Origin of the sequence: Geobacillus sp. WSUCF1, assembly GCF_000422025.1 — a bacterium.
Taxonomy (GTDB): Bacteria; Bacillota; Bacilli; order Bacillales; family Anoxybacillaceae; genus Geobacillus; species Geobacillus zalihae.
In genome coordinates this window covers 1-22020 of record NZ_ATCO01000049.1, presented here as the reverse complement: position 1 = coordinate 22020, position 22020 = coordinate 1, and the positions used below count along the sequence as shown (strand labels likewise).

Genomic DNA, 22020 nt, shown 5'->3' with positions numbered 1-22020 from the left:
TCTTACTCATTCATTATCCCCCTTTCATATTCAAATTTCCGTTTGAATATATTATACCTCATTTCTTTTATTATTCAAACATTTATTTGAATGAAAAACAAAAAAGAATTGGATGTAAAAAATCAACCTAATATTTACCAGGCATTTCATTTAATTAGCTACATCAAAAAATTCTATTAGCTAAAAACAATAAACCTCATTATCCGCAAAAAGATAATGAGGTTTACTATTTCTTAACCAAAGAATGTTTGGAACAATAAATATGCGTTTAAGCTGATAATCACCATCGCTACCATCCAAGCAAGAACTTTCAACCATAATGGATTTGCGAACTCGCCCATTTTCTTTTTATCGCTAGTGAATTGAACGAGAGGCACTACCGCGAAAGAGAGCTGTAAAGAAAGAATAACTTGGCTCAAAATAAGTAATTGAGCCGTTCCGCTTTCGCCATAAAGAGCAGTTACAACAACGGCTGGGACAATGGCAATCAATCGAGTGATCAGCCTTCTTAACCAAGCAGGAAGGCGAATGTTTAGAAAACCTTCCATCACAATTTGACCAGCTAAGGTTCCTGTTAATGTGGAGTTTTGACCAGAAGCCAACAAAGCAACTCCAAATAAAATACTTCCAAGTGTTGTTCCAAGCAGTGGAGCAAGCAAGTGATAAGCATCTTCAATCTCCGCAACATCTTTCATTCCTGCTTTATGGAATGTAGCAGCAGAAACAATAAGGATAGATGCATTAATAAATAAAGCGAAAAAGAGTGCAATGGTTGAATCCCAAGTGGCATATTTGATCGCTTGTCGTTTACCCGAGCTGGTTTGTTCGTATTGACGTGTCTGCACAATGGAAGAATGCAGATAAAGATTATGAGGCATTACGGTTGCACCTAAAATACCGATTGCAATATAGAGCATGGATGGATTGTTAATAATCTCTGGGCTTGGAACAAATCCCTTCAATATGCCACCTACATCTGGCTTAGAAAGAAAGATTTCAGTCACAAAGCAAGCACCAATGGTTAGAATTAAAACAATTACCAACGTTTCAATATAACGAAACCCTTTATTCTGTAATAGCAATACGACCAGTACATCCAGAGCTGTAATAATCACTCCATATATTAACGGAATGCCAAACAACAATTTCAAAGCGATTGCCGAACCGATCACTTCGGCTAGATCACAAGCTGCGATTGCCAACTCGCATAAAACCCATAAGATCATTGCTACAGGCTTGCTGTAATGGTCGCGACAAGCTTGGGCTAAATCCCTTCCCGTTACAATTCCCAACTTGCCAGCCAATGCTTGAAGCAATATTGCCATTAAATTGGAAAGCAAAATAACGGAAAGCAACGTGTATCCGAACTGGGAACCTCCTGCGATATCAGTCGCCCAGTTTCCCGGGTCCATATACCCCACGGCAACTAAGTATCCTGGTCCAGCAAACGCAAGAAACTTTTTCATCCAAGAACCCGTTTTTGGTATACGCAAACTTCTATATACTTCGGGCAATGTTGGTTGTGTCCGTTTCTTTCTCCAACCTTCCTCAACGACTAACGGCAGTTTTTTTTTTATTTTCACTCATGATGATCACCTCATGATTGGTTTTCGCTAAATATTTTGCATTAAGGAAACTTTTGGGGTAAAAAAATTTGCTCCTACAACTTAGAATTAGATATATGTAAGAGCAAAGAAAATGTTGCCTAAATAAATTGTACATCAGAAACTTTTTTAGTCAATGGAAACTTTTATCGTTTGTTAGTTTAAGATCGCTAAAATATTGAACAAGGTACTGACCTTGTTCAAACCATTTAATGATATTTGAAGCTTATGTTTGAATGAATACTCTCCCACTTACGCTAAGCTTAGAAGGGCTATAAAAAGTTCTAACCACAACATTGCAAGCACCTTCAATGGTTTAAAATATCATTTATCAAATACTCTGCATCGGCACCCACTCCTCCAATAAGAGCAGATCCCCTTCGATACTGCCACGGCAATCCCAAGAAGTACAATCCTTTCACAGAAGTTACCCCTCTTTGGTGAATGGGCTTTCCTCTATGGTCTAAAACATTCGGAATTTGAATCCAACTGTAATCAGAATAAAATCCAGTTGCCCAAATGACATTTTGAACTTGAATTTGACTGTTATCTGCAAAAGAAATAACATCTCCTAAAATACTTTCTGTTCTGGGTTTAATTTTAATTTTGCCTTCTTGTATTAAATGTTTCAGTTCTTTACCGAAAATAGGGTCACTTTGCTTACTGATAAACTGACCTAACGAGCTGTTGATATGGACATTTAATAAACCTAATTTTTTAAACCACCAGAAAATACTTTTACCCATTATTTCAAGTGGAAAGAACTTCATTTTATGACCTACAGATAAATAAACTTCTCTGTCTTCGGACAATTCAACAGCAATTTGTGCCCCTGAATTTCCCGCACCGACTACCAAAACAGAGCCTTCTTGTAATTGAGATGGATTCAAATAACGGGATGTATGCACTTGATACACTTTATCGGATAAGCTTTCTGCAAATGGTGGAATGTATGGCTTTTGGAAAGGACCCGTTGCTACAACCACTTTCTCTGCCACATAATTACCATTATTGGTTGTAACTTTAAAAATCTCATCTTCTTTTTGAAGGGAAATGACTTCTGTGTTCAGATGAATAGGTAATTCAAATTTTTGAGCATAATCCTCTAAATAATCGGCAATTTCATCCTTGGTTGGATATCCGTTCGGGTCACCCTTTAAAGCCATTCCTGGCAAAGAACTGAACCAGCGAGGAGTAAAAAGAACTAAGGAATCATATCGGTTTCTCCAAACATCTCCGATTCGATTTTCCTTGCCAACAATGGCAAACAATATATTATTTTGTTTCAGATAATATCCCATCGCTAGTCCTGCCTGACTAGCACCGATAACCAGAACATCAACGATGTGTTGCATTTTATCACCTCTCTTCTGAAAAGGATTAAACTTTCATTTCCCCGTGATGGATTTGAGAGGTTTCAATTTGAATGGTTGCATGCTGAATTTTAAAGTGGTCCTCAATAAAATGGATCGCTTCTTGTAAAACCTTTTGGCTGTCTTGATGATCTTCAATCAAAATATGGCAACTTAATGAGTCTAACCCTGAAGTAATTGTCCAAATATGAAGGTCGTGAACGTTAATCACTCCTTCAATACTTTCTAAGGCTTTTTTCACTTCATTTTGGTCAATGGTAATTGGCGTTCCTTCCATCAAAATGTGAACCGTATGTTTAATCACTCCCCAAGCGCCTTTCAAGATTAATAAGGCAACCAAAATGGAAATAATGGGGTCAGCGACATACCAACTAAAGAGCCACATGACAAGCCCAGCGATGATAGCACCTACGGAACCCAAAGCGTCACCGATCACATGAAGATAGGCACTACGCAGATTGACATTATTTTTTACATCCCCTTTTTTCATTAACGCCCAGGCACTTAAAAGATTGGCAAAAAGTCCAATGGACGCAATCAGCATCATAGAGCCGCTAGCTACGGTTGGTGGGTTGTAAAAACGCTGAATAGCCTCCCATACGATAAACCCAGCGATAACAAACAAGGTAACTCCATTAAATAAAGCGGCTAAAATTTCAAAACGATAAAAGCCATACGTTTTATTTGGGGAAGCTGGTTTGGTGGCAAACCAAATTGCAACTAAGCTAAGAACAAGTGAACTGGCATCACTAAGCATATGACCAGAGTCAGAAAGAAGGGCTAGGCTGTTTGTGATTAAACCTCCAAAAAACTCTAATAACATAATTCCAGCGGTAATGAGAAGGGCAATCGTAAGCCCTTTTTTATTACCTTCTCTGCCGTGGTCGTGGTGATGGTGTCCGTGGTGATGGTGATGACCATGGTGGTCGTGAGAATGATGGTGGTGATGATGCACGATAAAATTGCCTCCTTAATGATGTTCAGCATGGTCAATGGCTTGTTTTAATAATGAAATAACGTGTTCGTCATCGCAGGAGTAAAACAGTGTTTTTCCTTCACGGCGATACTTAACCAGTCTCAGATTTCGTAACATACTAAGCTGATGGGAAACGGCTGATTGAGACATTTCCAACACTTCTGCAATGTGATTGACATTGCACTCTTCTTGCGATAACAAATAAAGAATTTTGATTCTTGTTGGATCAGATAATACCTTAAATATTTACGATACATTTTCAATGGTTTCAGATTTTAAGAAAGAATGGTCTTCTGTCTTCATGATGATTTCCCTCACCTTATTTATTATATATGAGCATATGTTCATATGTATGTATCATATTTTACATTCATTTTTTTGTCAAGTTTAGGAAATGTTTTTAATGAAAATGTATGATTTAGCTCATAATGAATGGAAGGAGGCTGATGATATGGGACACAATCATAATCATTCCCACGTACCGGATAACAAAAAGGGATTAATGATCGCTCTTCTTATTACTTCGGGGATAACGGTTTTGGAGTTCTTTGGCGGACTATTGACGAATAGCCTAGCATTATTATCAGACGCAGGGCATATGTTAAGCGATATTGGCTCTCTAGCTTTGAGCTTAGTCGCTATGTGGTTCGCCGCAAGACCACCTTCTCCACGAAAAACATACGGTTTTTACCGATTTGAAATACTGGCAGCTCTGTTGAATGGACTGCTCTTATTCGTCATTGCGGGATTTATTTCTTACGAAGCTTATAAACGTTTTTTTTGAACCTCCAACAGTCTCAAGCGGTACAATGATGCTCATTGCTACCATTGGATTGTTGGCAAACATGACTAGCGCATTTATTTTAACAAAAAAGAGTGATACCAAAGAAAATGTAAATGTGCGAAGTGCCTATTTGCATATTATCTCTGATGCATTAGGTGCAGTTGGGGCAATCGTGGCAGGGATTGTAATGTACTTCTTCGGCTGGTATGTGGCTGACCCCATCATCAGTGTTGTCGTGTCGCTATTAATCCTAAAAAGCGCTTGGGGTGTAGTAAGCAGCTCCTTCCACATCCTGATGGAAGGAACGCCGATTACCATTGATATGGAGAAAGTAAAGCAAACGCTTCAGTCCATTGAGGGGGTAAAAGATGTTCACGATTTACACGTCTGGACAATCACCTCTGGGTTGGATTCGCTCAGTTGCCATTTGCTCATCGATGATACCAAGGATAGTCAGGACATTTTGAAACAGTCTATCCAACGGATTGAAGAAGAATTTCACATCTTGCATACGACCATTCAAGTGGAAAAATCGGACTTGCAACATGCCGATTTAAGGGTATAAAAAGGACAGCAGTGAGCTGTCCTTTAAAATATCAGCACATCTTTTGTAAATTCTTCTTCAAGTTCCCGTATGACGTTATCCTCATTACTTGTTTGTTGTATTTGTTCCTCTTTTTTTTCTGTTTCTTTCTTGTCTTTATCCCTGTTCATTAGAAACCTCCGTATGAATGCAGTTTATCGATCGATTCAAAATGACCGCTTTTTATTGTTCGTTTTGGGTTTCATTTTTAGCATCCTCCTTGTTACGTTCTGTATACCATATCATCCCCACATTTTAGTTGTGTCACATCCGCTTTCATATTTTTAGCGATGTCTTGTGATATGACAAGAAAAAAGACGTTCCAAAACTGTTTTAAGTTTGAACGCCAATTTGCTTGTCATTTTAATCTTTCCACCTCTTAACTGAACCCGTTATTTTATGTCGGTCTTTTTTCTTTTCCATCTTGAACTATCGATTCCCGTTAGTGCAATAGGTGACTTCATGATGTAAAGATTCATCTTTTTTAGGTGGGATTTTTTATAATGACATATCCCCCATGGGGGGATATTATTATTTAAGGAGGGATTAGTATGAGTGAAAAAAATCGTGAACATAGTCATCGACACAATCATGAACATAAATACCGAAAACAAGTTATTAACCGATTAGCAAGAATCGAAGGACACGTTAGAGCTATTAAGGAAATGGCTGCTGAAGGGCGTGATTGTCCAGATATTCTTTTGCAAATTGCAGCAGTTAGAAAAGCTTTGGATAGCACGGCAAAAGTGATCTTTGCAGACCATATGGAAAGTTGTCTTGTTGATGCCGTACACCAAGGCAATGAAGATCAAGTATTAAACGATTTAAAAAAAGCTTTAGATAATTTCATACGTTAGGAAGTGATTGATATGCTTTCAGAACGCATTATTCAGGAGCAAACAACCAAACAAAAGATTTCCATGATCATTTCCTTGGCTGTTCCAGCATGATTGAAAATATTCTCCAAACTGTGGTTGGTTTTGTCGATACTCTTTTTGTTTCTAAACTCGGATTAAATGAAGTCACCGCAGTTGGTGTGGCTAATGCTGTCTTAGCTGTATATATCGCGGTTTTTATGGCAATCGGAGTAGGTACGTCCTCGCTTGTTGCTCGTTATATAGGAGCCGGGGATTTTGAAAAGGCAAAGGCTGTAGCAAAACAATCAACTTGGATTTCTTCTATAGCAGGCTTATTATTGGGTATTATTACTTTATTGTTTGCTGAACCACTACTTCGAATAATGGGTGCGGAACCCAATGTTTTGGCTGATGGAACCGTTTATTTTCGTATTGTTGCGGGACCATCCATTTTCATTTCCCTTATGTTTATTTTTGGAAGTATTTTAAGAGCTGCTGGGGATACAAAAACACCAATGAAAGTTAGTTGGTGGATTAATTTTATTCATATTGCATTAGATTACATCCTCATATTCGGACTAGGGTTTAATGGGTTTGGGGTTGCCGGTGCAGCTTGGGCAACGGTAATTGTTCGTATTCTAGGTGCAATCGCTCTTTATTATTACATTAAAAAGTCCAAAGTTTCTTTCTCGATTTTTGGCGGTACGTCAAGTAAATCATTTACTTCTCCAATTTTAAAGTTATCTGGACCGGCAGCAGCAGAAAGGCTTATTATGCGTTTGGGTCAGGTACTCTATTTTGGATTGATTGTCCGAATCGGTACCGAAACCTATGCCGCTCATACAATTGCAGGAAATATTGAAACCTTTTCTTATATGCCGGGTTATGGCTTAGCTGTAGCTGCTACGACATTGGTAGGGCAAAGCATTGGGGCTAAACTTGAAAAAGAAGCTTATAAATACGGAATGCTAACCACAGGAATTGCCGTAGGGTTTATGTCCTTCGTCGGAATTATATTGTTTTTCTTTTCACCTTGGTTCGCAGCTTGGTTTACCACAGATAAAAACGCAATCGATATGGTGACTACGGCATTAAGAATTGATGCATTTGCTCAACCAGCGTTGGCTGTTGGCTTAGTTTTAGCAGGTGCTTTACAGGGGGCAGGAGATACCAAAAGTCCAATGTACAGTACAGCTATAGGAATGTGGATCATTCGTGTTGTAGGTGTTTATATATTGGGAATTCAATTAGGAATGGGTATAGTTGGTGTTTGGTTATCGATAGCTATAGATTTATTTGTTCGTGCCATCTTTTTGTTCTTTATGTTTAAAAAGCGAATGTTTTATCTATCTAATCAAGGAGAATATCAGCACTAATCAAATAAATGGGGGAAAGGTTCTATCGAAAATCTTTACCCCAAAAAAACTATACCTATAATGGAACATTATTGCCAGTTAGTCATCCTTAGAGCGAGCTTCACCACAGATGATGGGAGTTCATTCGTCTTTCCATGGAAAACAACCATGCTTTTAACAGAGCCTACAGAAAAAATAAGTAAAATGAAACCAATACAAAACCGATTATAGCTATGATAACGCAGTATATTTTTGTAGATGTGCGTAAAGCTGTTCCGAAAATCTCTTTTCCCGTCACGGAAAGCATGACCCCCATCGCCAACGCGATAATCATTGCTACTAGCCAAGGGACCCCCATTCCATAATTGCTTCCTATGAAGGCTCCAACTCCTACGGGGGCGGAGGCTATGGTTGCCCCAAGTATGATGCTGAGAATTCCAAACCCAGCCATCAGCAAGGGAGTAAAAACAGCAATACCTTCTGGAATATTGTGAAGCATAATCGCAGTCATCATTGGTTTAGTCAATGAATCGTGAGTATTGGCTCCAAGTGCGATGCCTGTTGGAAAATTGTGTAGGGCAATACTGAATGTTAAAAATAGACCAGAATGTACAAATAAGTCTTTTTTAGCGTCATTGGTAATAATGATCACATGATGGGAAACCTTTTCTAGATGCTTATAAATAAAATAACCAAAAATCAATCCGACAATAGCAATAAACCAACCTCCAATTTCTATGCTTTCAGGCAAAATTTCCATCGTGACCAGTCCAAATATCATACCACTACATACTGAAAAAATGGTTGGCGTTCCTTTTTGCCAGCCTTTAAACAACCAAGCAATCACTCCGCCAGATAACATTCCAATAGCAGAAGCAGAAAACCCTAAAAGCCAAAGTGAGTTCATCCATCATCCCCCTTGTACTAAGTTGTCTTTACTTTTATATCTGCCAAACTTATAAAATATGCCTTAAGAAAACAAAAAATCCTCCACCGTGGGAGGATTGTAAAGCCTTCGTTTTCGGAAAAGTGAGGTTTGTTTATTATAAAGGCATTGGAGTTTTAGTTGGTTTTGCGTAACCTTCTTTGTACTTTTCATCAATGTAATGGCGAATTTCCTTTATAGACTTACCTTCTTGTTTCATTTTAATGGATTCCGCTGCGATTTGTAAGCAAACACCACAACGAGTACCGTGGTCATCCCAGACAACAGAACCATCTTTATTGATTTTTTTGACAAAGCAATTCATACTACTTTTATGTCCCGCACTCTCGGCACAACCGCAATAACAAGGAATCCATTGTAACAACTCTATTGATTTGCCAGCAGCTTGATATACCAAGCGGACCTCTTCACTTTGACCTTTCAAAAAGGTCGGTAAAACGTCAGCAGAAGCAGTTTTTTCTTGCAAATCCCCATTGGAAGAATGCTCTTGATGTGATTGTTCTTTATTGGAACTGCAAGCCGAAATGATCAAAGTGAGCAGAAGTAAAACAATCATTCCCTTATATTTCATCCTTGTCACCTCTTATAACATTAGACATGACTAATATATCATAAGGGGTGGACATATTCAGCGTAATAATAAATTGTTCAAAATATTGTCAATTTATAAAGCTAAATCAACATATTATATTAGTCAACTATAATATGATCAGTTATAATAGGTACCGTCAAGAATTTTGTGTAATGCAAGATAGATAGGGTATCTCTGAAATGGATTTGGAATGGATAGGGGACTAGTTTCCTCCACACGAGGGACTGAATATTCAGTCTATTGCGCAGAAAGGGAGAATCCCCTTATCGTATTGGTTTGATATTTACATTATTTGGTTAATTGTAACGTTCTTCAAACATTCGCTCGAGGGCTTCCTGTGCTTCGGCAAATCCTCTTAACTTTCGCCCTGCCCATTTCTCATTAAAATCTTGGATGGTCAAATACACGACTTTTTCCGCGGCTTCTAAACTGCTCAAACTGTTCATCGGCTTTAGACGTTTCCGAATCTCTTTGATCGTTCGTTCAATGGCATTGGTTGTATAAATCACACTTCGAATACTGCTCGGATAGTCCATAAAGGTGAGAAGGACATCCAACTCATTTGCCCACGATTGGACTTCCCTTGGGTATTTGTGAGACCATTTGGATTGAAACTGTTGAAACATCTCCAATGCGATTTCTTTATTCGGAGAACGATAAATGAGTTTCAGGTCCTCCGCCATTTCGAATTGATCTTTTTTCCGAACACAACGGAGATAGCAGCCGTTTCTCCTATTCGGTGTTCGAGCCTGTTCGATTTCGAGGAAATGTTTGATTTCTTCCCGCATAATCAGCTCTAATTTTTCTTTCACAAATTGACGAATAACACTTTCCAGTTGATTTGCCCAGTCGACATTCGGTATACTTCTTTTAGACATAGGTAGGGTTCTCCTTTCTCTAAGATTTTTGGTCCAATCAGAGAATACCCTACCTTTTTTCTTTTGTTCTAGCAAAATGTTTTACACAAACTTTTATACATCACCAATCGGTCAGGGTGACTTTTTGGTAATACTGCTTGCTGATATAACTTGTGTTTAAGCATTGAATGGATTGGCAATTTGCGAATTTTTTCTATGTTTATCAAACTTCCTTCATTTTCCCGGGCTTTTTTGATTATGTCAAAAGGAATATCCGGATGGACAAAATAATTTTCAATCTCAGCTTGAGTAACTCCCAGCTTTCGGGCTATCGTGACAACCTTTACTCCGCTATTAACCATTTGATCAATCAACATATGTTTGTCTAACCACTTTGTTGTTTGATGATGGAACATCCTCCTTAGCAACTTAATTCGTTGTTCCGTTTCATTCGAATATCGCTGAATAACGCAAAATATTTTTGGGCACCTTTTATGCATTTCATTCATTTTTTTTATATGCTAAGTATTCTGGGTACCCCGCAACTAACCAATATTTATCTTCCGTTCGATCCTTTTCAACAATAACATGGCTGCTTAACTGATCCCCTCCCTCTAATATTTTGACCATTTTCTCTACTGCTCTTTTTGAAACATTTTCAACGTATATGGGGACAATTTTATCTAATTCAATGGATTCCATCCAAATCCCATCAAGCTTCATTCGTACCCCTCCCCATCATATTTTGTAAAACTATATGAGAAGGGAAATTTGTCTAATAACAATAAACCAGCATTAGGAATCCAATATCCTAATGCTGGTTTGTAAAAAGAGATCGTGTCATATATGCTTGTTTCGGATGGTTTATTTGCTCTGGATATAGCGGTTCTAATTTCCCTTCCTTAAGCAATCGTGAAATGTACTTTTTGCGAAGAGGATCCATCTGCCTATTCAGTAATTGACTTAATTCTTTGAGCGTTAACGGCTTAATTGCACAAAGATTTAAAATGATCTCATCCATTTCGGAAGGATTTAATCTCTTTTTCTTCCTTGCTAATTCAGAAATATCCAATAGCACTTTTTCATGATCTTTTGTTTGTTCGTTTTCGTTAGGTCCGGAGTTAGCAGCGTTAGGTCCGGAGTTATTAACATTAGGTCCGGAGCTTATCCGATTATATCTGGAGTTCCCTATAGACTTTTGATGAAACATTTCCGTTAGCGTATATTTTGTACCTCTTCCTTGTCCATTTGGTTCTAAATATCCTTTTTCCACCAGTCCGGATAATAATTTGCTTATTTCATCACTCTTTTTATCTGTCAGGCTTTGCAATCTCGTATTGGTCACATAATTTTCTTGATGTGCCGTCACTAAAATTAATACTTCATCATTGGTTAAAAACTTATAATGTTTCCCAAGAACTGCTTTTAGAAAATCGACGCTTTCCTGCGGTAATAATGAAGTTGTTCGCAACGTAAGAATCGTGCGATCCGGCTGAAATTCTTCAATTAATTCTGGGGCAGTCCAATGTTGTTCTTTCCACGCCAAATGAATATTCTCAATCCCCGACCCTGCCCGTTCACCAAGTCCGATTAACATAAACATTTTAAAAATCGTTGGATTTCTCGGATCACTTATTCCACCTTTCAGTGCTTGTTGCAAAGGAATCCGAAGAACACCCGGGTTGGAAAATCGAAATAACATCTTTTCCTTTTCGACAACAATTCCGCGTTGCCCGTAGTAATCGGCATGAGCCAACGTATTGACTAAAGCCTCACGAAGAGCAGCGTGCACCCTTGTATCATCCTTGCGAAAAAGCCCCTCCATTTGAAAAGGAATGTTTAAATCATCCGTTAGTCTGCGGATCACTTTAAAATAAAAATCATACAAATTCCCCGACCAAGTGCCGTCGGAAGAAATAATCCGATCTGTCCATCTCTCCCCCGGCACATCCGAACTCTTTTCCCGATATTCCAAAAAATACTGTGGTAAATACTCTGTAATGCTGCGCTCTTCCCCAAACATGAGCAACCCGGCTAATGTTAGCCCTTCCTCGTTAGTTTCGCGTAGCCTTCCCAAAGCTCCAATTTTATATAAAAATTCCTTCAGTTCTAAACCATTCCAAGGATGATCTGGTTTCAAAGAAGAAAAGCGATTTCGATAACTTCTCACCGATTCCATATTCAAATCATTTAAACCGTAATTGGGAAGAACTTTGCTGTCTTGAGGAATTGGAGATTGGTCCGCTATCATTCGCTGTACTTCTTCTTTTGTACATTTATAGTCTCCTTCATAATTGCGGCGATATGTACCTGTAAAAGGATTATGACCAATATAAATTGGCTTGTCCTCACGTGAAGCTCTTGGAACATAAATTTTCACGATTTCTTTCCCATCAACTTCAATAATTTCTACATTTCGATCCACTAAGATATTTTTACTAATCCTTTGTGGATTATTAATTCCATCCCAAAAGTCTTTGACTAACTTTTTTGCATCAACATCGACTGGGAAAAACTCTTGTCCTTTTTGCTCGACCCCAAGCAAAATAATACCGCCATTTGTATTCGCAAAAGCAGAATACGTTTCCCAAACATCTTTCGGTAACCCGCCTTTGGCTGCTTTACATTCCAATTCGGCATTTTCTCCATCGTCTATAATACGCAACAAATCCTTCGCGTCCATTCCGCCATATATCCCCTTTAAATTTCTAATATTTACTACAAATTATTTGACAACGAAAAGAAACAATCCTTTTAACATTCAACAAATTATACAATTTTCCATTTGTCAAAGAAATTTATGATTCACCAGGACAAAATGTATTACAAACGTTATTTTAGCATGATCACTAAACATTATCGAACCATACAGCAACCATGAATCAAATGAGCAATAATTAAAAATTGCAACATCAAACAAATAAAAAAATCACTTTCGTATACAAGTGATTCCACATTTACATATTTAAAGCTCCTTTGCGAAACGAAGCCCATCCTTCGTTCATGATTTTCGTCTCCAGCTGCGGCCAAAAATAAAGCATTTCCTCGCGCATCATCGTTAAAATGTCGCGTTGCCAATCCTCCAGTTCGCGGCTGTATTCTTCAATGAACAATAGCACATCTTTTTCCGGTTGCGGCGGAAACTTGCGCCGTTTTTTTTCGCGGCGGCGTTTTCAGTTTGTTCCGCTCGTCAAGCGACCATAAATCGTCGTACGGCGTCGATGTTTTCGGAGGCTCCTCCTCTTCGTACACTTCCGTATCTTCCACGTCCATGACAGCTTCGGCCGCAGGAGCGAGGGATCGATATGCTCCTGAATGGCCAAGACGGCATCCAAAAATTTTTCCACTTCCAATTTTCCGTATTGATGTTCATAATGCTTGATCCGCTCCGCTGTCGCCGCCATGCTTTCCACCATATCGCGCTTCGTGTTGCTGAAGCGGACGTTGTTTTTGAAAAAGTCGCTGTGAGCCAACACATGGGCGACGATCAGCTTATTTTGGATGAGCGTATTCGTATCGAGCAAAAACGCGTAGCAAGGGTCCGAATTGATGACGAGCTCGTAAATTTTGCTTAACCCTAAATCATAATGAAGCTTCATTTTGTAAAACTGTTTCCCAAAGCTCCAATGGGAAAATCGCGTCGGCATTCCGTAGGCGCCAAACGTATAAAGAATGTCCGCCGGACAAATTTCATAACGCATCGGATAAAAATCAAGGCCAAATCCTTCCGCAATTTCGGTAATTTCGGCAATGGCCCGTTCCAGCTCTTTCAGCTCGCCCTTCCGCATCCATCTCCCCCCTTTTTCCTCTTATCACAATGTATGAGGGAAAAGAAATTTTGATACGTTGAATCATTGCCCATGCTTTCCATTTCTGCCTGCCGTCCGTTATAATTTGTGTTGTACACGACATATTTCCATAAAGCGTGGTGATCGTTTGCATCAATATTGGCATCATTTCATTGAACATTTTGGCTACATCGGCATTATGGTTGCGCTGATGCTCGGCATCGTCGGGCTGCCGATCCCCGACGAGCTGCTGTTGACATATGCCGGTTACCGCGTTTCAACGGGGGCGTTTTCGTATCCGCTCGCTTTTCTTTCCTGCTGGCTTGGAGCCATCATTGGCATCTCGCTCAGCTATATGCTCGGGATTACGCTCGGGCTGCCGTTTTTGCATAAATTTGGTCCGAAGCTTCATCTTACGGAGAAGCGGCTCGAGCAAACGAAAGCGCTTTTTTCGAAGCTCGGCCCAGCGGTATTGTTCATTTGCTATTTCATCCCCGGCGTTCGGCATCTCGCCGCCTTTTGGGCCGGCATGAACGCCTACCGTTGGAGAAAGTTTGCTTTGTTCGCCTACAGCGGGGCGATGGTGTGGGTCGCTGTCTTTTTGACGATCGGCGCCTATTTTGAAAGCCGCTGGATGGCCGTCAAGCAGTACATCCATGCCTACCGTCCATTCTTATTTCCAGTCTTTTTGGTCGCTCTTGGTTTCGCCATCTTCTATTGGTACATCCAGCAAAAGCGAAAAACACCGGGCTAATCTCCGGTGTTTTTCATTCTCTATGCGCGCTATACGTTCTCGCGCGGGCCGCATGGTACGTTTCCGTCAGCAGACCCATAAACAGGCCGAATCCGAACATAAACATCGAGGCCCCGATAATGCTGAGACTGATGATCGTCAAGAAATAGTCTTTGTTGTAAGCGCTTGCGATAAAACTAAGCAAAAACAGTACAACTCCGACAATCAATCCCACTGACGCCATCCATTTGCACATGTTGATGATTTCTTGCCCTTCGTGCCGTTTGTTCATTCTCATCATCCCCTTATTTTGAGGATACTATCCTTGTCACAAAATTGCAACATTTATTTTTCCTTTTTCGTTTTCATTTCGGTTATAATTTATATTTTGCCTTCTGTCGCAACATTTACAGGGCAACAAAACGCCCGGCCGTCATACACTAACAATGACTCCTTCTTGATAAAGGAGGCATGCCGCTTGAACACCGTCGACTATGATAAGGCGCTCTATTACACGCATCGCTCCGAATGGGACAATTTGCTCATTTTAATGGTGCGTACGCCTGATGATATTCTGTCGAAAAAAATTGAAAAGTTTCTCCACGCTTATAATTTTGAACATGACTACTCCGTCATCCAGGAGCGGTTGCACGCCTTGCTTCGCTATATTGACCATGCGCTTGAAGTGAGCGAACAAAAAATGGGAGTCGAGCAGTACGCGCAGTTTTACTCGTAAAACGAACGGGGAATTGGCCGATGCCAATTCCCCGCAGATTGTGCTGATCATTGCGCATAAGAAGGCGAAACGGTGCTAAGCACATCCTTTACGCGTTGCATGACGGCTTCTGTTAAGCGCGCTAGTCTTTCTTCGCTGTCCCCCAGCGACGTCCCTTTGACGCCGAAGTACGCCTTCATTTTCGGCTCCGTCCCTGATGGACGCAGACAAAACCACGAGCCATCCTCCAAGATATACTTGAGCACATTGGATGTCGGCAAATTAATGGCCGTTTTTTCGCCGGTCAACGTGTTCGTCCGCTCTTTCGTTTTGTAATCCTCAATCACCGTCACCTTTTTCCCCGCGGCCTCCACCGGCGGCTGTTGGCGGAACGACGCTAAAATCGCGGCAATCGCCTCTGCTCCTTCTTTGCCTTTCAGCGTGAGCGATCGTTGTCCCTCGCGGTAATAGCCGTACTGGTCAAACAATTGCAAGAGCGCCTCATACAACGATAGCCCTTGCTTTTTATAAAACGCACACACTTCCGCCGCGAGGACAGCCGCCTGCACGGCATCTTTGTCACGGACAAAATCGCCGATCAAATACCCATAGCTTTCCTCATATCCGAACTGGAACACATATTGCCCTGTTTGCTCGTATTCCTTTATTTTTTCACCGATGAATTTGAAACCGGTCAACGTATCGACCGTCTCAAGACCAAACGATTGGGCGATCGCCCGACCCAATTCAGACGTCACGATCGTTTTTAAGACAACACCATTTTCCGGCAGAGTGCCTTGAGCTTTTCGTTGCGACAGCAAATAGTGGAGCAACAAGCCGCCGGTTTGATTGCCGGTCAGCACGACATAGTTTCCCTTGTCATTTTTCACCGCCACGCCCAGCCGGTCGGCATCCGGGTCGGTGGCGATCAACAGATCAGCGTTCACTTGCTTGCCCAACTCCATCGCCATGGCGAAGGCCGCGTGTTCTTCCGGATTGGGCGAGGCGACCGTCGAGAAATTCGGATCCGGCAACTCCTGCTCTTTGACGACAAAGACGTTTTGGTAGCCGAGCTCAGCGAGCGCGCGGCGCACCGGTTTGTTTGACGTGCCGTGAAGCGGCGTAAACACGATATGGATCGCCGTTTCCCGAGCGAGCTCCGGATGGATGGAAATCGTTTTGACCGCATGGATATAAGCATCATCGACTTCGCTTCCGATGATGCGAATAAGGCCTTTTTCTCTTAACGTTTTCTCATCTTCCACATGAATGGCGAGCTCATTTTCGACTTCATTGACATAGCGGATCACTTGGTCGGCGACAGCAGGCGGCAGCTGTCCCCCGTCCTCTCCATACACTTTATAGCCGTTATATTCGGGCGGATTATGGCTAGCGGTGATGACAATGCCGGCAAACGCCCGCAAATAGCGAACAGCAAACGACAGTTCCGGCGTTGGACGCAATTCATCAAACACGTATGTTTGAATGCCGTTCGTCGCCAACGTTTTCGCCGCCTCCATCGCAAATTCCGGCGACTTATGCCGGGAGTCATAGGCAATGACGACCCCGCGTTGCTTCGCCTCATCGCCAAACGATTGTATGTATCGCGCCAATCCTTCCGACGCTTTTCGCACCGTATACATGTTCATTCGGTTCGTCCCCGGGCCAATCTCGCCGCGCATGCCGCCGGTGCCGAATTCGAGATTTTTGTAAAAGCAATCCTCCAGCCATCGTTCATCATGGCGGCGTTGTTCCAACAACCGCTTCAATTCCGGATCGAGCTGCGGCTCACGCAGCCATTGTTCGTATTTTTGTCTCCACTCCATCGCTGTTCCCCCTTGATTTTCATTTTCCCTGTTTATGTATTCGCTCCCATCATACAATATACCTGCCAAAAGAAAAAGGATGCCCTGGAAAAAATGTGGGCATCCTTTTCCCCCATTACCCTTGCGGCTGCGACGGTTCGGAAATGCTCGTCAACGCCTGTTCAGCCGCTTCGTTTGATGCGCTGTTCGTCGCAATATCGCCTAAAGCGACAATGCCTTGAAGCTGGTTGTTTTCCACGATCGGCAAACGGCGAACTTGATGTTGGGCCATGACATTCGCGGCTTCCTGTACGCTCATATTCGGCGTACCGGTGACGACTTGGTTCGTCATGACCTCCGCTACTTTGACGGTCGACGGGTCTTTTCCTTGGGACGAGACGCGCAACGTAATATCGCGGTCCGTAATCATCCCTTTGACTTGCCCGTTTTCCACAACCGGAAGCGCCCCAATATTTTTTTGGCTCATGATTTGCGCTGCTTCTTGCACCGTTTGGTTCGGCGAAATCGTTGCGACGTTTTTCGTCATAATGTCCTGCACTTTGTTTCCGCTGTTGTTCGTCAATGTGATCCTCCCCTTTCACCGATTAGTATGGCTCGTTTGTCGAGCGATATAGATAGAAAATGTTGTTTTCTTTCCTGCCCTTTGCCGGTTATGAATGGACGTTCCGTTTTCCATCCCTTATAATGGAGCTGAACAGTGTAAGATCGGGCAACGGTGTCTGCAACGGAAGAAGGGGAGAAGGATGGAACAAGAACGCGCGGAACACTTGCTTTTGGCCGCATGGGCGACCGCGCTCATCGCCACCCTCGGAAGCCTTTATTTTTCGGAGGTGCTTGGGTACATTCCGTGCGACCTGTGCTGGTTTCAACGCATTTTTATGTATCCGCAAGTCATCATTTTAGGAATCGCCATCGTGCGCAAAGACGCTGCGGCAGCTCGCTATAGCTTCACACTGTCATTGATTGGCGGGGGTATTTCTCTGTATCATTATGGATTGCAAAAAATTCCGCTGCTTCAAGAATACGCCATCAGCTGCGGCCGCATTCCGTGCACAGGGCAATATATAAACTGGCTTGGATTTATCACCATTCCATTTTTGGCGTTCACTGCCTTTATGATCATTATTTTGTTAAGTTGGACCGTCATGCGCCAGCAAAGAAAGGAGAGCGAACGTTGAAAAAACTGCTCGCATTTGGCGGCATCATTGTCGTCCTGTTCGCTGCGATCGCGTTTATTACGATGTACGAACAAAAAGAAGCCGCAAGCAACAACCCTTACCATAAAAGCGAGCTGAACCCAGCCACTGTCGCCCAACTTGACGACCCGAACTACCGCAACATTATTTTGCCCGCGGAGTTGAAACAGCAGCTGGCTGACGGCAAGACGCTCACCGTTTACTTTTACAGCCCGACATGCCCGCACTGCCACCGGACAACGCCGATCGTCGTGCCGCTAGCAAAGGAGCTTGGCATCGATTTAAAGCTGTTCAACTTGCTCGAATTTGAAGACGGTTGGGACATATACCATATTGAAGCAACCCCGACCATTGTCCATTATGAAAACGGCAAAGAGGCAAAACGCATCGAAGGATACCATGATGAAAAAACGTTTCGCCGATGGTTTGCCTCACTGCCAATGCCAAAAAAATAAGGAGCTGCGCCTTTTACAAGACGCAGCCCCTTGCCCTACATCACCCACTGGTTCACAGCGGGAACATACATGCTGCACGGCATCGCCCGCTTATGGAGAAACTGCTTGGCCCGAAATGGAAAGGTGATTCCATGACGAGCCAAAATTTTTTGGTTGCGGGCAAACAGCCATTCATATTGGTCGCACTCTCCATGTTCCCCCATATATTCGATGACGGTAATGAGCGACTGCAGCGCCGAAATGATTTGGAAAGCCTCCTTCATTGTTCCATTATATGCCACATGTTCGTGATCTAACGAAAGAATGCCCCACTCCTCAAATTGACGGATTTGTTCGTCATCGAAGTAATACGGGAACACATCGGTATAAAAGTAGTTGAGCAAATACTGCATGTAATGCTCTTGTTCCGGAGTCGCTGCATACATCATTTTCAACGTCCATACCACCTTTTCTCGCCGCAATGCTTGCGTTCTCCATCATGAAGACGATACTATGAGTGTACCATATCTCGCGCAAGGATAGGGGTAGAAAGTGTTTCCACAGCTAACAAACAATTGGGAGTGTGACAACCTTTGTGGACAAGAAAAGGCGATTGGCTGGAATGCATCATCCCTAGCTGGTGGAGCGGTTTGACGATTGAACAGCTCCTGAAAGACGTATGGGCCGCCTCGAAAAAGCTCGCCCACCGTTGGCGGATGGAACACGGCGTCAAACTGAACGGCCAGGCTGTTCCCTGGAAGACGGTGCTCAACGAACGCGACCGGCTTCAGCTTTACGCATATGAGCCCGAGCCGTCGTTCATCGTTCCAGAATATCGGGAGCTTTCGATTTTATGGGAGGACGACCATCTGCTCGTCTTGAACAAAGAAGCCGGCATCGACATTCATCCGTCCGAACCGGGGCAAACCGGCACGCTCGCCAATGCGGTCGCGTTTTATTTGCAGTCGCAGGCAATTTTAACAAAAGTGCGCCACATTCACCGACTTGACCGCGACACGTCGGGAGCGATTTTATTTGCCAAACACTCGCTTGCCGGTGCGACGCTCGATCGGATGCTCGCCCACCGTGCCATCAAGCGGACGTACGTCGCCCTTGTTCACGGTCGTTTGTCCCCGAAATCAGGAACCATTTCCGCGCCAATCGGCCGCGACCGCCACCATCCAACGCGCCGGCGCGTCTCGAAGACGGGGGCAAAAGCGGTGACACACTATCGCGTCATCAAAACATTCCCGTCAACATCGCTTGTTGAGCTTTCTCTCGAGACTGGACGGACGCACCAAATCCGCGTCCATTTGGCCCATCTCGGCCATCCGCTCGTCGGCGATGTGCTTTATGGCGGCAAACCAGTGTTTCATCGCCATGCGCTTCATGCCGCTAAGCTAACGTTCCGCCATCCGTTTACAAACGAAGAGGTCATTTGTCTCGCGCCAACAAGCGATTTTCCCACCGACCTTTCGCGCATTTACAATTGATCTACTCCGCCGTCCTTCAATGGAGGAGGGGATTTCTCGGCCGAAACGAGAAAAGGCAGACGCCCCCGTCTGCCTTACAAACGCAACTCCTCCTCTTCGGCGCCTGCCGCCTCCTCCTCTTTGCTCGGCTCTTTTTTTGCCACTTCCAGCGATTTCACATGATGGCCATCCATTTCCTTCACCGTAAACAAGTAGCCATCGATTTCGACACTCTCGCCTGGTTTGATATCATAATGCTTCGTTAAAATCCAGCCGCCGATCGTATCGACGTCATCATCGTCAATGTCCAGCCCAAGCAAGTCATTCACTTCGCTGATCAACACTTTGCCATCCAAGATCAATCGATCGTCCATTTTTTGAATCAGCGGCGTTTCATCAATATCAAACTCATCTTGGATTTCGCCAACGATTTCTTCCAAAATGTCCTCGACTGTAACCAGTCCAGACGTGCCGCCGTATTCATCGACCAAAATCGCCATATGGATGCGTTCTTTTTGCATTTTGACCAACAAATCGTGAATGGCGATCGATTCAATCACTTGAATGATCGGGCGGATATAGTCTTTCATCTGCTTTTCGTTGGACGGATTGGCAATAAAGTCCGTAAACACCTCTTTCACGTTGATGAGTCCAAGCACATGGTCTTTATCGCCGTCAATGACCGGATAGCGCGTATACTTTTCTTCGCGAATGATGTCCAAGTTTTCCTTGACGCTTTTGTTAATATCGAGCGCCACAATTTCTTTGCGCGGCACCATAATTTCTTTCGCTATGCGGTCGTCAAAACGAAAAATGTTATTGACATAGCGGTACTCTGACTGATTGATCTCCCCGCTTTTGTAGCTTTCGGATAAAATGAGGCGCAACTCCTCCTCAGAGTGGGCGATTTCATGCTCCGCCACCGGCCTGAGGCCAAACAGGCGCGTCACGAGCCGCGCAGAGTTGTTGAGCGTCCAAATGAACGGATACATGATTTTGTAAAACCAGATGAGCGGCTGAGCCGTAAACAGCGTAATCGCTTCCGCCTTATGAATGGCAAACGTCTTCGGCGCTAATTCACCGACGACGACATGCAAAAAGGTGATGAGCGAAAACGAAATGATAAACGCTAAAAAGTGGGAGACGGATTCCGATAAATGGAGGCGTTCAAACAGCGGCAGCAACATCCGCGCCACCGTCGGCTCCCCGAGCCAGCCAAGGCCAAGCGAGGTGAGCGTAATGCCGAGCTGGTTCGCCGATAAATAGCCGTCCAAATTCGAAATCACTTTTTTCGCCGCGACCGCCCGTCGATTCCCTTCATTGACAAGCTGATCGATGCGCGAGCTGCGCACCTTGACGATCGCAAATTCAGAAGCGACAAAAAAGGCGGTGCAAGCGATGAGAAACGCCACCAACAGCAAACTGGCTATATCCAATTCGTCTCCGAGCGCGGATGAAGCGCCCAGGTTACACCTCCTGCACACAAAAGTTTCCATTGCAGCTGATAGACGATGATGCCGCTGGGCCGCCTTAGGCGGCCCAATATGTTACGATTCCTCATTATTGTTCCCTTGGGTGAAAATGAGCACATATTTCAGCAGTTCAAACACGGCGATCAACGTTGCCGCGACGTATGTCAGCGCCGCCGCGCCAAGCACTTTGTTTACGCCTCGCGCTTCATTTGGGGCGATCAACCCTTCAGCCAGCATAAACCGCTTCGCCCGTGCGCTCGCGTTAAACTCCACCGGCAAGGTAATGATTTGGAAGGCCACCGCCAGCGAGAAAAACAAAATGCCGAGTCCAATCAGCGAAAATTGATGGAGCACAAATCCAACGAGCAACAACAACGGCGCAACGCCCGAAGCGAAGTTCACAATCGGAAACATCCGGTGGCGAAGGACGAGCGCCGCGTAGCCTTGCTGGTGTTGA

At 43.2% G+C, this 22020-nt stretch carries 24 protein-coding genes and 2 pseudogenes; 8 read left to right on the top strand and 18 right to left on the bottom strand.

The annotated features are described in order from the left end of the window. Positions 1–233: 233 nt before the first annotated feature. The 4 genes from I656_RS10645 to I656_RS17760 all read right to left on the bottom strand — a co-directional run bounded on the left by I656_RS10645 (position 234) and on the right by I656_RS17760 (position 4199). Positions 234–1583: an Nramp family divalent metal transporter gene (locus tag I656_RS10645; protein WP_020754477.1), complete on the bottom strand. Its 1350-nt coding sequence runs from the start codon at positions 1581–1583 to the stop codon at positions 234–236. A gap of 329 nt (positions 1584–1912) precedes the next feature. Further along, positions 1913–2959, bottom strand: a complete 1047-nt coding sequence (locus I656_RS10650) for an NAD(P)/FAD-dependent oxidoreductase (RefSeq protein ID WP_011230086.1) — start codon at positions 2957–2959, stop codon at positions 1913–1915. Between the two features lie 25 nt (positions 2960–2984). After that, the gene (locus I656_RS10655) at positions 2985–3935 is read right to left on the bottom strand and encodes a cation diffusion facilitator family transporter (RefSeq protein ID WP_025039323.1); all 951 of its coding nucleotides are present in this window, start codon (positions 3933–3935) and stop codon (positions 2985–2987) included. A gap of 12 nt (positions 3936–3947) precedes the next feature. After that, positions 3948–4199, bottom strand: a complete 252-nt coding sequence (locus tag I656_RS17760) for a metalloregulator ArsR/SmtB family transcription factor (protein ID WP_223810962.1) — start codon at positions 4197–4199, stop codon at positions 3948–3950. A gap of 205 nt (positions 4200–4404) precedes the next feature. On the opposite strand from I656_RS17760, the pseudogene I656_RS0115115 reads away from it, so the two are divergent. Next, positions 4405–5302 (top strand): annotated as a pseudogene (locus I656_RS0115115) (cation diffusion facilitator family transporter). 23 nt (positions 5303–5325) lie between these two features. Here the strand turns inward: I656_RS0115115 and I656_RS19700 are convergent. Then, a complete protein-coding gene (locus I656_RS19700) occupies positions 5326–5451 on the bottom strand; it encodes a hypothetical protein (protein ID WP_020279753.1) in 126 nt (41 codons plus the stop codon). A gap of 420 nt (positions 5452–5871) precedes the next feature. On the opposite strand from I656_RS19700, the gene I656_RS10660 reads away from it, so the two are divergent. Both I656_RS10660 and I656_RS10665 read left to right on the top strand, forming a co-directional pair. Further along, positions 5872–6177 carry a metal-sensing transcriptional repressor gene (locus tag I656_RS10660; protein ID WP_020754474.1) on the top strand — a complete coding sequence of 102 codons (306 nt, stop codon included), beginning with the start codon at positions 5872–5874 and terminating at the stop codon, positions 6175–6177. Positions 6178–6266: 89 nt separating this feature from the next. After that, on the top strand, positions 6267–7553 hold the full coding sequence (locus tag I656_RS10665; protein ID WP_020754473.1) for an MATE family efflux transporter: 1287 nt from the start codon (positions 6267–6269) through the stop codon (positions 7551–7553). Between the two features lie 163 nt (positions 7554–7716). Here I656_RS10665 and I656_RS10670 read toward each other — a convergent pair whose 3' ends face one another. The 7 genes and pseudogenes from I656_RS10670 to I656_RS0115105 all read right to left on the bottom strand — a co-directional run bounded on the left by I656_RS10670 (position 7717) and on the right by I656_RS0115105 (position 13715). Then, entirely contained in the window at positions 7717–8439 is a 723-nt protein-coding gene (locus I656_RS10670) for a ZIP family metal transporter (RefSeq protein ID WP_020754472.1), read from the bottom strand. Positions 8440–8575: 136 nt separating this feature from the next. Beyond that, entirely contained in the window at positions 8576–9049 is a 474-nt protein-coding gene (locus tag I656_RS10675) for a PCYCGC domain-containing protein (protein WP_011230081.1), read from the bottom strand. 317 nt (positions 9050–9366) lie between these two features. Then, entirely contained in the window at positions 9367–9948 is a 582-nt protein-coding gene (locus I656_RS10680; protein WP_011230080.1) for a transposase, read from the bottom strand. Positions 9949–10016: 68 nt separating this feature from the next. After that, positions 10017–10343, bottom strand: a complete 327-nt coding sequence (locus I656_RS19040; RefSeq protein ID WP_050572299.1) for a hypothetical protein — start codon at positions 10341–10343, stop codon at positions 10017–10019. A gap of 85 nt (positions 10344–10428) precedes the next feature. Further along, positions 10429–10650, bottom strand: coding sequence for a hypothetical protein (locus tag I656_RS19035; RefSeq protein ID WP_020754469.1), 222 nt, complete (start codon positions 10648–10650; stop codon positions 10429–10431). 88 nt (positions 10651–10738) lie between these two features. Further along, positions 10739–12610, bottom strand: coding sequence for an RNA-binding domain-containing protein (locus tag I656_RS10685; RefSeq protein ID WP_014194944.1), 1872 nt, complete (start codon positions 12608–12610; stop codon positions 10739–10741). Between the two features lie 274 nt (positions 12611–12884). After that, positions 12885–13715: pseudogene (locus tag I656_RS0115105) on the bottom strand (SpoVR family protein). A gap of 148 nt (positions 13716–13863) precedes the next feature. Here I656_RS0115105 and I656_RS10690 point away from each other — a divergent pair. Continuing rightward, positions 13864–14469: a DedA family protein gene (locus I656_RS10690; RefSeq protein ID WP_013523015.1), complete on the top strand. Its 606-nt coding sequence runs from the start codon at positions 13864–13866 to the stop codon at positions 14467–14469. A 13-nt stretch (positions 14470–14482) separates the two neighbouring features. On the opposite strand, the gene I656_RS10695 is transcribed toward I656_RS10690, so the two are convergent. Beyond that, positions 14483–14740 carry an MFS transporter gene (locus I656_RS10695; protein ID WP_235048604.1) on the bottom strand — a complete coding sequence of 86 codons (258 nt, stop codon included), beginning with the start codon at positions 14738–14740 and terminating at the stop codon, positions 14483–14485. 186 nt (positions 14741–14926) lie between these two features. On the opposite strand from I656_RS10695, the gene I656_RS0115100 reads away from it, so the two are divergent. Then, positions 14927–15184 (top strand): YhdB family protein, encoded by a 258-nt coding sequence (locus I656_RS0115100; RefSeq protein ID WP_013146280.1) that lies wholly within the window; start codon positions 14927–14929, stop codon positions 15182–15184. A 47-nt stretch (positions 15185–15231) separates the two neighbouring features. On the opposite strand, the gene I656_RS10700 is transcribed toward I656_RS0115100, so the two are convergent. Next, complete coding sequence (locus I656_RS10700) at positions 15232–16989, bottom strand: phospho-sugar mutase (protein WP_015373995.1); 1758 nt, start codon at positions 16987–16989, stop codon at positions 15232–15234. A 115-nt stretch (positions 16990–17104) separates the two neighbouring features. Next, a complete protein-coding gene (locus tag I656_RS10705) occupies positions 17105–17551 on the bottom strand; it encodes a CBS domain-containing protein (protein WP_013146282.1) in 447 nt (148 codons plus the stop codon). Positions 17552–17732: 181 nt separating this feature from the next. Here I656_RS10705 and I656_RS10710 point away from each other — a divergent pair, with 181 nt between their 5' ends. Further along, the gene (locus I656_RS10710) at positions 17733–18167 is read left to right on the top strand and encodes a disulfide oxidoreductase (RefSeq protein WP_033005139.1); all 435 of its coding nucleotides are present in this window, start codon (positions 17733–17735) and stop codon (positions 18165–18167) included. Further along, positions 18164–18640 (top strand): thioredoxin family protein, encoded by a 477-nt coding sequence (locus I656_RS10715; RefSeq protein WP_033005137.1) that lies wholly within the window; start codon positions 18164–18166, stop codon positions 18638–18640. The genes I656_RS10710 and I656_RS10715 overlap by 4 nt, the downstream gene beginning before the upstream one ends. Before the next feature lie 35 nt (positions 18641–18675). Here I656_RS10715 and I656_RS10720 read toward each other — a convergent pair whose 3' ends face one another. Beyond that, positions 18676–19074 (bottom strand): YhcU family protein, encoded by a 399-nt coding sequence (locus I656_RS10720; RefSeq protein WP_033005141.1) that lies wholly within the window; start codon positions 19072–19074, stop codon positions 18676–18678. A 138-nt stretch (positions 19075–19212) separates the two neighbouring features. On the opposite strand from I656_RS10720, the gene I656_RS10725 reads away from it, so the two are divergent. Next, positions 19213–20112, top strand: coding sequence for an RluA family pseudouridine synthase (locus tag I656_RS10725; RefSeq protein WP_020754458.1), 900 nt, complete (start codon positions 19213–19215; stop codon positions 20110–20112). A 74-nt stretch (positions 20113–20186) separates the two neighbouring features. Here I656_RS10725 and I656_RS10730 read toward each other — a convergent pair whose 3' ends face one another. Next, the gene (locus tag I656_RS10730) at positions 20187–21527 is read right to left on the bottom strand and encodes a hemolysin family protein (protein ID WP_013146287.1); all 1341 of its coding nucleotides are present in this window, start codon (positions 21525–21527) and stop codon (positions 20187–20189) included. A gap of 111 nt (positions 21528–21638) precedes the next feature. Next, the coding region (locus I656_RS0115095) for a zinc metallopeptidase (RefSeq protein ID WP_033005133.1) at positions 21639–22020 on the bottom strand (382 nt) is incomplete at its 5' end.

Excerpts from the sequence above, each read along its gene's own strand:
- I656_RS10665 (WP_020754473.1), top strand. The coding sequence starts at position 6,267 with ATGATTGAAAATATTCTCCAAACTGTGGTTGGTTTTGTCGATACTCTT.
- I656_RS10650 (WP_011230086.1), bottom strand. The coding sequence starts at position 2,959 with ATGCAACACATCGTTGATGTTCTGGTTATCGGTGCTAGTCAGGCAGGA.
- I656_RS10695 (WP_235048604.1), bottom strand. The coding sequence starts at position 14,740 with ATGAACAAACGGCACGAAGGGCAAGAAATCATCAACATGTGCAAATGG.
- I656_RS10675 (WP_011230081.1), bottom strand. The coding sequence starts at position 9,049 with ATGAAATATAAGGGAATGATTGTTTTACTTCTGCTCACTTTGATCATT.
- I656_RS19035 (WP_020754469.1), bottom strand. The coding sequence starts at position 10,650 with ATGAAGCTTGATGGGATTTGGATGGAATCCATTGAATTAGATAAAATT.
- I656_RS10700 (WP_015373995.1), bottom strand. The coding sequence starts at position 16,989 with ATGGAGTGGAGACAAAAATACGAACAATGGCTGCGTGAGCCGCAGCTC.
- I656_RS10685 (WP_014194944.1), bottom strand. The coding sequence starts at position 12,610 with ATGGACGCGAAGGATTTGTTGCGTATTATAGACGATGGAGAAAATGCC.
- I656_RS10670 (WP_020754472.1), bottom strand. The coding sequence starts at position 8,439 with ATGAACTCACTTTGGCTTTTAGGGTTTTCTGCTTCTGCTATTGGAATG.
- I656_RS19700 (WP_020279753.1), bottom strand. The coding sequence starts at position 5,451 with ATGAACAGGGATAAAGACAAGAAAGAAACAGAAAAAAAAGAGGAACAA.
- I656_RS10660 (WP_020754474.1), top strand. The coding sequence starts at position 5,872 with ATGAGTGAAAAAAATCGTGAACATAGTCATCGACACAATCATGAACAT.
- I656_RS10710 (WP_033005139.1), top strand. The coding sequence starts at position 17,733 with ATGGAACAAGAACGCGCGGAACACTTGCTTTTGGCCGCATGGGCGACC.
- I656_RS10680 (WP_011230080.1), bottom strand. The coding sequence starts at position 9,948 with ATGTCTAAAAGAAGTATACCGAATGTCGACTGGGCAAATCAACTGGAA.
- I656_RS19040 (WP_050572299.1), bottom strand. The coding sequence starts at position 10,343 with ATGTTCCATCATCAAACAACAAAGTGGTTAGACAAACATATGTTGATT.